The organism is Streptomyces taklimakanensis (assembly GCF_009709575.1).
In the GTDB taxonomy this organism is placed as follows: Bacteria; Actinomycetota; Actinomycetes; order Streptomycetales; family Streptomycetaceae; genus Streptomyces; species Streptomyces taklimakanensis.
Genome location: NZ_WIXO01000001.1, coordinates 2,521,544 through 2,534,925 on the forward strand (window position 1 = coordinate 2,521,544; position 13,382 = coordinate 2,534,925).

Here is a 13,382-nt window from a genome sequence, read left to right on the forward strand (position 1 = left end):
GACCGATCCGAGACCGGCCCACGGAAGAACGGAAAGAGCCGCACTCCGATGACCTCCTCCCCGACCGCCGCCGACGACGGAACCCCCGGCGGCGCCCCGGAACGCCCCTACGGCCGGCTCCGCGACGAGCTGGAGACGCTCACCACCGAGGCGTTCCGCAGCGAACTGTCCGAGATCGACCGGCTGCCCACCCTGGAAATCGCCCGGATCATGAACGGCGAGGACGCCACCGTCCCGGCCGCCGTCTCCGCCCGGCTCCCCGACATCGCCGCCGCCATCGACGCCACCGCCGAACGGCTGGCGCGCGGCGGCCGACTGGTCTACGCGGGCGCGGGGACGGCGGGACGACTGGGCGTGCTGGACGCCAGCGAGTGCCCGCCGACGTTCAACACCTCGCCCTCCCAGGTCGTCGGGCTCGTCGCGGGAGGCCCCGCGGCCCTGGTCCGGGCCGCCGAGGGCGCCGAGGACCGCGGCGACCTGGCCGCCGCCGACCTGGACGGGCTGGGCGTGGGCCCGACCGACGTGGTGGTCGGCGTGTCCGCCTCCGGGCGCACCCCGTACGCCGTGGGCGCGGTGGAGCACGCGCGCCGGCTGGGCGCGCTGACGGTCGGGCTGTCCTGCAACGCGAACTCGCCGCTGGCCGCGGCGGCCGAGCACGGCATCGAGGTCGTGACCGGCCCGGAGCTGCTGACCGGATCGACCCGGTTGAAGGCGGGCACCGCCCAGAAGCTGGTGCTCAACATGATCTCGACGATCACCATGATCCGGCTGGGCAAGACCTACGGGAACCTGATGGTCGACGTGCGGGCCTCCAACGAGAAGCTCCGGGCCCGCTCGCGCCGGATCGTCTCGCTGGCCACGGGCGCCGGCGACGAACGGGTCGAGTCCGCGCTCGCCGACACCGACGGCGAGGTGAAGAACGCCATCCTCACCATCCTGGGCGAAGTGGACGGGCCCACCGCCGCCCGGTTGCTGAGGGAGTCGGGCGGGCATCTGCGCGCGGCGCTGGAGGCCGCCCGGGGCTGAGCCACCGCGCCGTCCCCCGCGGTCTCCGCGCCGCCCCGCGCCGCCCGTTCGGAACCCACGGGAGCGCACGGAAGAGGCCCCCCGGCCCACACCGGAAGGGGTGTGCGGGCCGGGGGGCCTCGGGGCGGGGCTTTGGGCCCCGCCCCCGATCGGTCCGTGTCAGCGTGCCTCCGCCGTCGGGGCCCCGCCCTCGTCGCCGCGTGCGGCGGAGGCGTCGGAGGGAACGGCCGTGCCGGAGGCGGGCACCGGGTCCCAGCACTCCACCCCGGTCAGGTCGGGCAGGCGGTCACGGGTGAAGACGGGGTCCAGACCACCGCGCCGCTGGGCGAGGTAGTCGTTCATCAGCCGGAAGGCGATCACCGACAGCGGCAGGATGGCCAGCAGGTTGACCAGGGCCATGGCCCCCATGGTGACGTCGGCGAGGTTCCACACCACGCTCACCGAGCCCAGCGCGCCCAGGAAGGTGGCGGCCAGGACCAGGCCGCGGTAGCCGACCATGATCGAGCGCCTGCCGGTGATGAACTCGATGTTGGACTCGCCGTAGTAGTAGTTGCCGATCATCGAGCTGAAGGCGAGCAGGAAGACCACCACCGTCAGCAGGTGACCGGCCCAGCCGCCCAGGGCGTCCTGGAGCGCGGACTGGGTGAGGTCGGCCCCCTGGCGGCCGGCGAGCTCGGGGTTGGTGGAGAGGATGACGAAGGCGGTCATCGAGCAGACCACCAGGGTGTCGAAGAAGACGCCCAGGGTCTGCACCAGGCCCTGCTTGACCGGGTGGGAGGTCTCGGCCGCCGCGGCCGCGTTGGGGGCCGAGCCCAGACCGGCCTCGTTGGAGAACATGCCGCGGCGCACACCCTGCTGGATCGCCGCGCCGACACCGCCGCCGACGACCTCGCGGAAGCCGAAGGCACCGCCGACGATGTCGGCGAGGACGCGCGGCACCTCGGAGACGTTGAGCACGACGACGGCGAAGCCGACGATCAGGTAGAGGACCGCCATCACGGGGACGAGCACCTGCGTGATCGAGGCGATCCGCCGCACCCCGCCGAAGACGGCGAGGCCCAGCAGCGCCGCCAGCGCCACACCCACGACCGGCGCGAACCAGCCGGGAGTGCCGTCGCCGAGCGATCCGGCGGTGACGGTGGAGATGGTGTTGGACTGCACGGCCGTGAAGACCAGGCCGAAGGTCAGAGTGATGATCACGGCGAAGACCACGCCGACCCAGCGCCGGCCCAGGCCGCGCTGCATGTAGTACGCGGGGCCGCCGCGGTAGGTGCCCTCCCGGCTCGGGTCCCGGTCGCGCACCTTGTACAACTGGGCGAGGGTGGACTCCACGAAGGCGGAGGCGCCACCGACGATCGCCATGACCCACATCCAGAAGACCGCCCCGGCACCACCGACGGTGATGGCGCTCGCGACGCCGGCGATGTTGCCGGTGCCGATCCGGGCGGCGGCGGAGATGGTGAAGGCACCGAACGCGGAGACGGACTTGGTGCCGTCGCCCCGGGGCGTGGGCCGCTCCTTCACGACCCGGAGCATCTCCGGGAGGAGTCGGAACTGGAGGGCTCCGGAGCGGAGGGTGAAGTACAGACCCGCCCCTGCCACCAGGGGGATCAGCAGATAGGTCCAGAAGTGGTCGTTGATCTCTACGATCAGCGTGTCGATCGTGTTCATCGAGTCGTCGTCCAGGGTCGGGGGGCTCGGCCGCGCGGGCCGGACCTCGGGGAACGGAAAGGGGCTTCCGCAGACGGCCTCCGGGAGGCTATATGCCGCTCCGGGCCCCGCAACAGTCGGACGACCGGTGCCGAATCTCACATCCCGGACAACGACGAGGGCGGGGGCGGCACCCCCGAAGGGGTGCCGCCCCCGCCCGTGCGCACGGGCCGCGCAGGGCGGCCGGACGGCCGATCCGCTCCGGAGCCCGGCAGGCCGGGCTCCGGAAAGGGGCGGATCAGAAGTCCATGCCACCGCCCATGCCGGCAGCGGCGGGGTCGGCGCCGGCGGCGGCCTTCTCCGGCTTGTCGGCGATGACGGCCTCGGTGGTGAGGAAGAGCGCCGCGATGGAGGCGGCGTTCTGCAGCGCGGAGCGGGTGACCTTCGCCGGGTCGATGATGCCCTCGGCGATCATGTCCACGTACTCACCGGTCGCGGCGTTCAGACCGTGGCCCGGGGTCAGGTTGCGCACCTTCTCCACGATGACGCCGCCCTCAAGGCCGGCGTTGACCGCGATCTGCTTCAGCGGGGCCTCCAGCGCGGCCTTGACCGCGGCGGCGCCGGTGGCCTCGTCGCCGTCCAGCTCCAGCTTCTCGAAGACGTTGGACGCCTGGAGCAGGGCCACGCCACCACCGGCGACGATGCCCTCCTCGACGGCGGCCTTCGCGTTGCGGACGGCGTCCTCGATGCGGTGCTTGCGCTCCTTCAGCTCCACCTCGGTGGCGGCACCGGCCTTGATGACGGCCACGCCGCCGGCCAGCTTCGCCAGACGCTCCTGGAGCTTCTCGCGGTCGTAGTCGGAGTCGGAGTTCTCGATCTCGGCGCGGATCTGGTTGACCCGACCGTTGACCTGCTCGCTGTCACCGGCACCGTCGACGATGGTGGTCTCGTCCTTGGTGATGACGACCTTGCGGGCGCGACCCAGCAGCTCCAGGCCGGCGTTCTCCAGCTTGAGGCCGACCTCCTCGGAGATGACCTGGCCGCCGGTGAGGATGGCGATGTCGCCCAGCATGGCCTTGCGGCGGTCGCCGAAGCCCGGGGCCTTGACGGCGACGGACTTGAAGGTGCCGCGGATCTTGTTGACCACCAGGGTGGAGAGGGCCTCGCCCTCGACGTCCTCGGCGATGATCAGCAGCGGCTTGCCGGCCTGCATGACCTTCTCCAGGAGCGGCAGCAGGTCCTTGACCGCGGAGATCTTCTGGTTGGCGATCAGGATGTAGGGGTCCTCCAGGACCGCCTCCATCCGCTCCATGTCGGTGGCGAAGTAGGCGGAGATGTAGCCCTTGTCGAAGCGCATGCCCTCGGTGAGCTCCAGCTCCAGCCCGAAGGTCTGCGACTCCTCGACGGTGATGACGCCTTCCTTGCCGACCTTGTCCATCGCCTCGGCGATCAGCTCGCCGATCTGGGTGTCGGCGGCGGAGATGGAGGCGGTCGAGGCGATCTGCTCCTTGGTCTCCACCTCCTTGGCCTGCTCCAGCAGGGCGGTGGAGACGGCCTCGGTGGCCTTCTCGATGCCGCGCTTGAGGGCCATCGGGTTGGCGCCGGCGGCGACGTTGCGCAGCCCCTCGCGGACGAGCGCCTGGGCGAGGACGGTCGCGGTGGTCGTACCGTCACCGGCGACGTCGTCCGTCTTCTTGGCGACCTCCTTGACCAGCTCGGCGCCGATCTTCTCGTACGCGTCCTCGAGCTCGATCTCCTTGGCGATGGAGACACCATCGTTGGTGATCGTGGGGGCGCCCCACTTCTTCTCAAGGACGACGTTGCGGCCCTTGGGGCCGAGCGTGACCTTGACGGCGTCGGCGAGCTGGTTCATCCCGCGCTCGAGGCCGCGCCGCGCCTCCTCGTCGAACGCGATGATCTTGGCCATGTGAAGTGGTCCTCCCTGGGGTTCCCCATGCCGAAGGCCAGGGGCGGGGTTGGATTTCTCCGGACCGCTCTGGCGCCCGCGACGGACGGCCCTCCAGCCCGGAGGCTCCTTGCTCCGCCGGGCTCTCGGACCTCACCGAACCGGTCCTGCTGCTGTCACTCTCACCTTCAGAGTGCTAACGCCAATGATTAGCACTCGACCCCCTTGAGTGCAAGCGCGTCAGGCGCTTGCGCGCCCCCGCGCGCCCGGCCGTCGGAACGCCCCCGGCCCGTCGGGGCCGCCCCGTGTGCCCCCGGCCGCGGGCACACGGACGGGAGGGCCCGCACCCCCTCGGGGGCACGGACCCTCCTGTGCCGTCTCGTTGCTTGTTCGTCTGTGGTGCGTTGCGTGCGCGGCCCGGCGCTTCAGGCCGTCACGCGGACCATGTCCGCCTGTGGGCCCTTCTGGCCCTGCGAGATCTCGAACTCGACCCGCTGCCCTTCCTCAAGGGTGCGGTATCCGTCCATCTGGATCGCGCTGTAGTGGACGAACACGTCCGCCCCACCGTCGACCGCGATGAAGCCGTAGCCCTTCTCCGCGTTGAACCACTTGACGGTGCCTTGAGCCATTCCTAACTCCCCTATTGCTGGCCCTTGCACGGATCCGCGCTCCGCGGACCCGGGTCAGAAATCACCCCCCGGCGAGAGGGGGTGTGCGCCGGAACGCGTCGACCGCGGCTGAATGTATCTGGGCAGACGCCCTCCGCAACAGGTCTTTCCGACGAGAATTCCGGTCATGCTGGATTGCCGATAACCAGATGAACACGAGGAAAGCAGGGCATCCCGGGCCGGGCATAGCGGACCAACCCGACAATTGCCGCAGCGATTTCGGGCACAAGTTGTCGCGTTCTCATGGGCGCCGGCGCGCACATTCGGGGGGAGTGGTGCTCACTCTACCGCTCTCCAGCGGGCGGAATTACCAATTCCGCTTATCGCCGGGAGGCGGGATGGTACAGGGGGCGCGCACGCCCACGGCCCCGCTCCCCCGGCGGATCACCGGGAGCGCGGGGCCGTGGGCGTGGGCGCGGGTGTGGGCGCGGGTGTGAAAGGCGGTGTGACGCACGGCGCCCCGAGGGGCGGGGACCGGCCGGGAGAGCCGGTCGCCGGCGGTCGGTCCTCGGCGGACCGCCGCGGTCCGCGACGGTCAGCAGCCGCCCGCGACGGCCGGGATGATCGAGACGCCCGCACCGTCCGGCGTCGGCGTCTGCAGGCCGTCGGTGAAGCGGACGTCGTCGTCGTTGACGTAGACGTTCACGAAGCGGCGCAGCTTGCCGGAGTCGTCCAGGATCCGGGCGGAGATGCCCTGGTGGTTCTTCTCCAGATCGGCGACGACCTCGGCGAGCGTGGCGCCCTCGGCCGACACCTCGGCCCGTCCGTCGGTGTAGGTGCGCAGGATGGTCGGGATACGGACGGTGACGCTCATGCCAGGCCAGCCTCTCGGAAGGAGTCCAGGTTCGGACGGATGATCGCGGACGGTCCGGTGGTCGGGGCCACCGCGTCCAGGGTCTTGAGACCGTCGCCGGTGTTGAGGACGACGGTGGTCAGGGAGGGGTCGAGGGCGCCCGTCTCGATCAGCTTCCGCGTCACGCCGACGGTCACACCACCGGCGGTCTCCGCGAAGATCCCCTCCGTCCGGGCCAGCAGCTTGATCGCGTCGACCACCTGCTCGTCGGTCACGTCCTCCACCGCACCGCCGGTGCGGCGGGCGATGTCCAGGACGTAGGGGCCGTCCGCCGGGTTGCCGATGGCCAACGACTTGGCGATGGTGTCCGGCTTCACCGGCCGCACCACGTCGTGCCCCTCCTTGAAGGCCCGGGAGACCGGCGAGCACCCCTCGGCCTGGGCACCGAAGATCCGGTACGGCCGGTCCTCGACCAGCCCGAGCCCGATCAGCTCCCGCAGCCCCTTGTCGATCTTGGTGAGCTGGGAGCCGGAGGCGATCGGGACGACGATCTGGTCCGGCAGCCGCCACCCGAGCTGCTCGCAGATCTCGTACGCCAGGGTCTTGGAGCCCTCCGCGTAGTACGGGCGGAGGTTGACGTTGACGAAGCCCCAGCCCTCGCCGGCCGGATCGCCGATCAGCTCGGAGCAGAAGCGGTTCACGTCGTCGTAGGTGCCCTCGATGCCGACCAGGTCGCCACCGTAGACCGCGGCCATCACGACCTTGCCCTGCTCCAGGTCGTGCGGGATGAAGACGCAGGAGCGCAGCCCCGCGCGGGCCGCCGCGGCGCCGACGGCGCCGGCCAGGTTGCCGGTGGAGGAGCACGACAGGGTGGTGAACCCGAAGGCGCGGGCGGCCTCCACGGCGATGGCCACCACCCGGTCCTTGAAGGAGTGGGTGGGGTTGCCGGAGTCGTCCTTGACGTACAGCCCGCCGGTGACGCCCAGCTCGCGGGCGAGGTTGTCGGCCCTCACCAGCTTGGTGAAGCCGGGGTTCAGGTTGGGCTTGTCCGCCACGTCGGCCGGCACCGGCAGCAGCGGGGCGTAGCGCCAGATGTTGTCCGGCCCGGCCTCGATGCGCGCGCGCAGCGCCTCGGGGTCGCCCCCGGGCAGGTCGTACGCGATCTCCAGCGGCCCGAAACAGGCCTCACAGGCGAAGACCGGTCCGAGCGGGAAGCGCTCCCCGCACTCTCGACAGGAGAGCGCGGCGGCGGGTCCGAGCGAGATGCCGGTGTTGCTTACAACAGTCTGCACAGCCATGGATGGCGAGGCCCTTTCTCCTCATCTTCCCCGTGACGCCTCTCGCCGCGGGCCGGAATTGGCACCTTCCCCACCGTGGCCTCGGACTGCTGCGAACGAGTGCCGGCGGGAGGGTTGCCGGGGCTTCAACGGGCCGTTCCCTCTGCCCCTCTGGATGAGCTCTATGGCACCCGGCCAATACCCTGACCGGGGCGTTTGTGCACGCCGGGCTCCGAGATGCGGAACCCCCGCGCGTCGCTCAAGACTGTAACCGACGGCTCCGTCGGCCACGGAGGCCGTCCGAACCGCGAGACGGGGGCGAACGACCGTCTCGGGGCGGAGAGGCCCGAAAGACGGCGCGTGCGCCCCCCGGGAGCGCTCGACCGGTCCCCCGAGGGACATCGGGCATGCCCCGGACCGGCCCGATGGCGCCGAAGGACGCCGGAGAGGACCCACGGAACGACCGGAAGGCGCGAGATCCTGTCCGCGACCGTGCATGAAGGACCGCCGGCGGGCAACCAGGACCCGACACCGGACGGTGCGGACCGCCCCGGACGGGCTCCGCGGACCGGGGCACCGGCGACACCGGTGCCCCCACGTCACCGATACGACCGACGCCGAGAACACTCCGGGAACATCCGGGAAACCCCGGTCCCGCAGAATGCCTGGGACCGGCGGAACCGACCAGGATGCCGAGGACAGGAGGCGCACGTGCTGGATGAGGTCGACCACTGGCTGGAGCGACGCTCATGGAGCGCTGCCGACCGCCCGCTGCCCCGGCTGCTGGCCGCGAAGCGGGCGGCGGGACCGGCGGGCAGCGTGAGCGTGGTGCTTCCGGCACTGAACGAGGAGGCGACGGTCGGCGACATCGTCGCCGCCATCCGCCGCGACCTGATGACCGAGGACGTGCCCCTGGTCGACGAACTGGTCGTGGTGGACTCCGGCTCCACCGACCGCACCTCGGAGGTCGCGGCGGCCGCGGGCGCCAAGGTGGTGCACCGCGACGAGCTGCTGCCCCGGGTGCCCACCGTGCCCGGCAAGGGCGAGGTCCTGTGGCGATCGCTGCTGGCCACCGGCGGCGAGATCGTCTGCTTCGTCGACGCGGACCTGCGCGACTTCGACTCCACGTTCGTCTCGGGGATCGTCGGCCCGCTGCTGACCGACCCCTCGCTGGCGATGGTCAAGGCGATGTACGACCGTGCCCTGGGGGACAGCAACGTCGGCGGCGGCCGGGTCACCGAGCTGGTCGCCCGGCCCCTGCTGAACCTGCACTGGCCCCAGTTGGCGGGCTTCGTCCAGCCGCTCGGCGGCGAGTACGCGGCCCGGCGCTCCCTGCTGGAGCGGCTCAGCTTCCCCGTCGGCTACGGCGTCGAGCTGGGCCTGCTGGTCGACGCGTTGCACGCCGTCGGACTGGACGCGCTCGCCCAGGTCGACGTCGGGGTGCGCCGGCACCGCAACCAGGACGGGCTGGCGCTGGGGCGGATGGCCGCCGCCATCCAGCGCACCGCCCACGTCCGGCAGGCGCGCGGCGGGCTGATACGTCCGGTGCTGACGCAGTTCGAGCGTTCGCCGGAGGGCGGCTTCGTGCCGCACTCGTACCCGGTGGACACCGAGGAGCGCCCACCGATGTGCACGGTCCCGGAGTACACCAGCCGCCGCGCCGCCTGACGGCCGGGCCGCCCGACGACCGCACCCTCGACGCCCCACCCGGCCCCGTGGCCGGCGCGCGACGCGCCGGCCACGGGGCCTTCCGCGCCTTCCGCGCCTTCCGCGCGTGCTTTGGCGCGCCCTCGGCCGCGTGTGACGGGAACCGCACGTTTGCGCGGTCCGGACAGCGGCTAGGTTCCGACCATGGTCACTCGGCACCAGGTACTCGTCGCGTCCAACCGCGGGCCCGTCTCCTACTCCGTCGGGGAGGACGGCTCGTTGACCGCCAAACGCGGCGGCGGAGGACTGGTCTCCGGGCTGTCGGCGGTCAAGGGCGACGCGGTGTGGGTGTGCGCGGCGCTGGGCGACGGAGACCGCGAGGCCGCCCGTCGCACGGGCGGCGCCCTGGACCCGGCCGACACCGGCGGCCAGGCGGTGCGGATGCTGGACATACCGCCGTCGGTCTTCGCGGACGCCTACAACGGCATCGCCAACTCCGTGCTGTGGTTCGTCCACCACATGCTCTACCAGACCCCGCTGGAACCCGCCTTCGACACCGCCTTCGAGCGGCAGTGGCGCTCCTACGAGACGTACAACGCCGCCTTCGCCGACGCCCTCGCCGAGGAGGCCGCCGAGGGAGCGGCCGTCCTCGTGCAGGACTACCACCTCACCCTCGCCCCCGGCATGCTCCGCGAGCGCCGGCCCGACCTGCGCATCGGCCACTTCTCGCACACGCCCTGGGCCCCGGCGGACTACTTCCGGATGCTGCCGGACGATCCCGACGGCGGGGTGGCCGCCCAGGTGCTGCGCGGCGTCCTCGGCGCCGACCGCGCCGCCTTCCTCACCCAGCGGTGGGCCAACGCGTTCACCGAGTGCTGCGTGCGGCTGCTGGGGGCGGAGGTCACCGTGAGCGACGACGGCGAGATGGTCGTGACGCACGAGGGGCGCGAGACGCGGATAGGCGTCCACGGGTTGGGCGCCGACGGCGACTTCCTCCGCGAGCGCTCCCGACGGCCGGACGTGGACGAGCGGATGGCGTCCCTGCGCGAGCAGATCGGCCGCGCCCCGGACGGCACGCCGCGCAAGGCGGTCGTCCGGGTGGACCGCACCGAGCTGTCCAAGAACATCGTCCGCGGTCTGCACGCCTACCGGCGGCTGCTGGACGAGCGTCCCGAGTGGCGCGGCCGCGTCGTGCACGTCGCCTTCGCCTACCCCTCCCGGCAGGACCTGGCCGTCTACCGCGACTACACCGCCGAGGTCTCCCGGGTCGCCGACGGGATCAACGCGGAGTACGGCACGGCGGACTGGACGCCGGTCGTACTGCACGTCAAGGACGACTTCGCACGCTCCCTCGCCGCGTACCGGCTGGCCGACGTGGCCCTGGTCAACCCGATCAGGGACGGCATGAACCTGGTCGCCAAGGAGGTCCCGGTGGTCTCCGACGACGGCTGCGCGCTGGTGCTCTCCCGCGAGGCCGGGGCCTTCGCCGAGCTGGCCGAGGACGCGATCACCGTCAACCCCTACGACATCGGCGCCACCGCCGACGCCCTGCACCGGGCGCTGACGATGGACGCGGGCGAACGCGCCGAGCGCACCGAGCGGCTCGCCTCGGCGGCCACCGCGCTGCCGCCCACCACCTGGTTCACCGACCAGCTCGACGCCCTGCGCGGCTGACCGGGGCGGGCCGGGGGTGCGGCGAGCACGGTCCGCGCCCGCCGCACACCGCGTGTCGTCCGGTGGCTCAATCCGTCGGGGTGTCCGTCGGGGCGTCCGTCAGGGCGTCCGCCACCGCGCCCAGCAGGGAGACGACCCCGGCGGGACCGTCCACGACCAAATCCGCCCGCTCGGCCAGTGCGGTGACCTCCTCACTGCCGCTGCACACCAGCAGCCCCGGCAGGCCCTCGCCGCGCAGTCGGTCCACCGCGTCGTACGCGGCCAGGTCGCCCAGGTCGTCACCGCCGTAGAGCACCGAACCGGCGCCCGTCTCGCGGAGGAAGTCCGACAGGGCGACGCCCTTGTCCATGCCCGGGGGTCGCAGCTCCAGGACGAGCCGGCCGGGTTCGACGGCCAGACCGTGCCGCGCGGCCAGCTCCTCCAGGGGGGCGCGCAGCAGCTCGAAGGCGCCCTGTGGATCGGCGGCGCGCCGGGTGTGGACGGCGACGGCCCGGCCCTTGTCCTCGGTCCGGGTGCCCTCCGGTGCGCCCGCCTTCTCCAGCAGGCCCGGCAGTTCGGTGCGCACCGCCTCCACACCGGGGTGGGGCGGCGGGGTGCGCGTCTCGCCCGTGGCGGCGTCCCAGCGCTCCGCACCGTACGCGCCGAGCACCACCAGGTGCTCCAGGCCCGGCACCCCGGCGAAACCGCCGTAGCGCGCCGCCACCTCGGCCGGACGGCCGGTGACGATCACCACGGCCCGCAGCGCGGGCGCCAGCCGGGCCAGGACGGGAACGGCGTCGGGGTGGGCGCGGGCCCGGTCGGGATCGGGGACGATCGGCGCGATCGTGCCGTCGAAGTCGAGTGCGACCACGGCCCGCCCGGGGTCGGCCAGCAACGCGGCGAGGCCGTCGCGCCCGGCGGGGGTGGTCGGAGTGGGGAGATGCTCCGGACGGAGGTGTGAGGAGTGGCTGCCCATGCCGGGAAACCTACCCGGCCGGGGCCCGCGCATCGCCGTCTCCCCGCCCCTGTCGTCGCCCCCGTCGTCTCTCCGCCGTCTCCCCGTCCGTCGGCTCGCCCCTACCGGCGCCGGCCGCGCTGCTCGTCCCGGCGGCGGCGGAGCCGGTTGACGGTGACGGGGTCGCGGGCGAGGGCGCGCGGATCGTCCAGCAGGGCGTTGAGCACCTGGTAGTAGCGCGTCGGGGACATGCCCAGCCGCTCGCGTATCGCCCGCTCCTTGGCACCGGGGGTGGGCCAACCGCGCCGTTCGACGGCGAGCACGGCCTCGTCCTCCTCGGACAGGCCCTCGCCCTCGTGCGGCCGCTCGTTCCCGGTGCTCACTCCTCCAACCTACTGCCGTGCTCGGACACCGCATCCCGGGCCGCGACCACGGCGTCCGGTCCGCCCCACGGTCCGCGCCGCATCGCGTATCTCTTCGGCAACGTTCCTTCTCCCCGCAGGTCAGGACTGCTATCCACGTGCGTGTACCCCTCCGTTCGGGGTGCACTGCCGATCGCCCGCCGCCCCGCACCGAGGAGCCCGCATGGCCGCCGCCGAGCAGTCCCGCACCGCCACCGAGATCGCCACCCAGCCCGCCTGCTGGCGGCGGGCGGTCGAGGCCGCGGAGGGCGCCGTCGAGTCGCTGCCGCGGCCGGGCGAGCGGGTGGCGGTGACCGGCTGCGGCACCTCGTGGTTCATGGCCCAGTCCTACGCGGCGCTGCGCGAGGCGGCCGGGCAGGGCGAGACGGACGCCCACGCCGCCTCGGAGTTCCCCGTCGGACGCTCCTACGACCGGGTGGTGGCCATCACCCGCTCCGGAACCACCTCCGAGGTGCTCCACCTGCTGGGCGAGCTGGCGGGCCGCGTCCCCACCACCGCCCTGACCGCCGACCCGAACACCCCCGTCGTGGACGCGGCCGACCGGGTGGTCGTCCTGGAGTGGGCGGACGAGGAGTCGGTCGTCCAGACTCGCTTCGCCACCTCCGCCCTGGCGCTGCTGCGCGCCGGGCTGGAGCGGCACGGCGGACTTCCGGCCGGGGTCAAGACGGTGGCGCGGGCGGCCGTCGACGCGGAGCGGGCCGTCACCCAGCCGCTGCCGGAAGCGGTGCTGGCCGCCGAGCAGTGGACGTTCCTGGGACGCGGCTGGACGTACGGACTGGCCCTGGAGGCGGCCCTGAAGATGCGCGAGGCGGCCGGCGCGTGGACGGAGGCGTACCCCGCGATGGAGTACCGCCACGGCCCCATCGCCGTCACCGGCCCCGGCCGGGTGGCCTGGCTGCTGGGGTCCCTGCCGGACGGGCTGGCGGGCGACGTGGAGCGGGTGGGCGGCACCCTGCTGGCCGAATCCGACTGTCCGGCCACGGGCGAGGGCGCCCTGGACCCGATGGCCGACCTGATCCGCGCCCAGCGCCTGGCCGTCGCCCTCGCCGAGTCCCGCGGCGCCGACCCGGACCGTCCCCGCAACCTGACCCGCAGCGTGATCCTGGGCTGACGCCCCGAGCCCGGGCTCGGGGCGGAACGGCCTACCGGAGGGCTCCCTCCGCCCTGTTCGCCGCAGCTGTGTACGCCTGTCCGGCTTCCTGGAGCAGGAGGGCGCTCCTGCTGCCGGACTCACCGACCTCACCTTCCGGCACGCCGGTCTCCACGGCCCGGTCCTGAATCATGCTCCGGAGCCGTGGCAGGCCGTACTCCTCGTAGGTGTCGATCAGCTTTCCCTTGGTGGCCGCGTTCCCGCCCCCCGTTCGGCGACGGCCGTCCTGCGGATC

The 13,382-nt window shown here is 72.8% G+C and carries 11 protein-coding genes and 1 riboswitch; of the genes, 4 read left to right on the top strand and 7 right to left on the bottom strand.

Annotated elements, in window-relative coordinates; genetic code table 11:
* The first annotated feature begins 48 nt into the window (after positions 1–48).
* Positions 49–1,026, top strand: coding sequence for an N-acetylmuramic acid 6-phosphate etherase (gene murQ, locus F0L17_RS10890; RefSeq protein ID WP_155070919.1), 978 nt, complete (start codon positions 49–51; stop codon positions 1,024–1,026).
* 159 nt (positions 1,027–1,185) lie between these two features.
* On the opposite strand, the gene F0L17_RS10895 is transcribed toward murQ, so the two are convergent.
* From F0L17_RS10895 to thrC, 5 genes are all read right to left on the bottom strand, one after another.
* Positions 1,186–2,697 carry an alanine/glycine:cation symporter family protein gene (locus tag F0L17_RS10895; RefSeq protein ID WP_155070920.1) on the bottom strand — a complete coding sequence of 504 codons (1,512 nt, stop codon included), beginning with the start codon at positions 2,695–2,697 and terminating at the stop codon, positions 1,186–1,188.
* A 277-nt stretch (positions 2,698–2,974) separates the two neighbouring features.
* Complete coding sequence (gene groL, locus F0L17_RS10900) at positions 2,975–4,603, bottom strand: chaperonin GroEL (RefSeq protein ID WP_155070921.1); 1,629 nt, start codon at positions 4,601–4,603, stop codon at positions 2,975–2,977.
* 404 nt (positions 4,604–5,007) lie between these two features.
* Positions 5,008–5,211, bottom strand: coding sequence for a cold-shock protein (locus F0L17_RS10905; RefSeq protein ID WP_004986573.1), 204 nt, complete (start codon positions 5,209–5,211; stop codon positions 5,008–5,010).
* A gap of 574 nt (positions 5,212–5,785) precedes the next feature.
* Complete coding sequence (locus F0L17_RS10910; RefSeq protein WP_155070922.1) at positions 5,786–6,064, bottom strand: MoaD/ThiS family protein; 279 nt, start codon at positions 6,062–6,064, stop codon at positions 5,786–5,788.
* A complete protein-coding gene (thrC, locus tag F0L17_RS10915) occupies positions 6,061–7,341 on the bottom strand; it encodes a threonine synthase (RefSeq protein ID WP_155070923.1) in 1,281 nt (426 codons plus the stop codon). The genes F0L17_RS10910 and thrC overlap by 4 nt, the downstream gene beginning before the upstream one ends.
* A gap of 18 nt (positions 7,342–7,359) precedes the next feature.
* Positions 7,360–7,502: riboswitch (SAM riboswitch) on the bottom strand.
* 529 nt (positions 7,503–8,031) lie between these two features.
* Here thrC and F0L17_RS10920 point away from each other — a divergent pair.
* Positions 8,032–8,988 (top strand): glucosyl-3-phosphoglycerate synthase, encoded by a 957-nt coding sequence (locus tag F0L17_RS10920; RefSeq protein WP_162466054.1) that lies wholly within the window; start codon positions 8,032–8,034, stop codon positions 8,986–8,988.
* Between the two features lie 183 nt (positions 8,989–9,171).
* The gene (locus F0L17_RS10925) at positions 9,172–10,641 is read left to right on the top strand and encodes an alpha,alpha-trehalose-phosphate synthase (UDP-forming) (RefSeq protein WP_155070924.1); all 1,470 of its coding nucleotides are present in this window, start codon (positions 9,172–9,174) and stop codon (positions 10,639–10,641) included.
* 67 nt (positions 10,642–10,708) lie between these two features.
* Here the strand turns inward: F0L17_RS10925 and otsB are convergent, their stop codons facing one another.
* On the bottom strand, positions 10,709–11,596 hold the full coding sequence (gene otsB / locus F0L17_RS10930; protein WP_155070925.1) for a trehalose-phosphatase: 888 nt from the start codon (positions 11,594–11,596) through the stop codon (positions 10,709–10,711).
* 101 nt (positions 11,597–11,697) lie between these two features.
* Positions 11,698–11,958: a DUF3263 domain-containing protein gene (locus F0L17_RS10935; protein ID WP_162466055.1), complete on the bottom strand. Its 261-nt coding sequence runs from the start codon at positions 11,956–11,958 to the stop codon at positions 11,698–11,700.
* 202 nt (positions 11,959–12,160) lie between these two features.
* On the opposite strand from F0L17_RS10935, the gene F0L17_RS10940 reads away from it, so the two are divergent.
* Positions 12,161–13,108: an SIS domain-containing protein gene (locus F0L17_RS10940; protein ID WP_155070926.1), complete on the top strand. Its 948-nt coding sequence runs from the start codon at positions 12,161–12,163 to the stop codon at positions 13,106–13,108.
* The last annotated feature ends 274 nt before the right edge of the window (positions 13,109–13,382 follow it).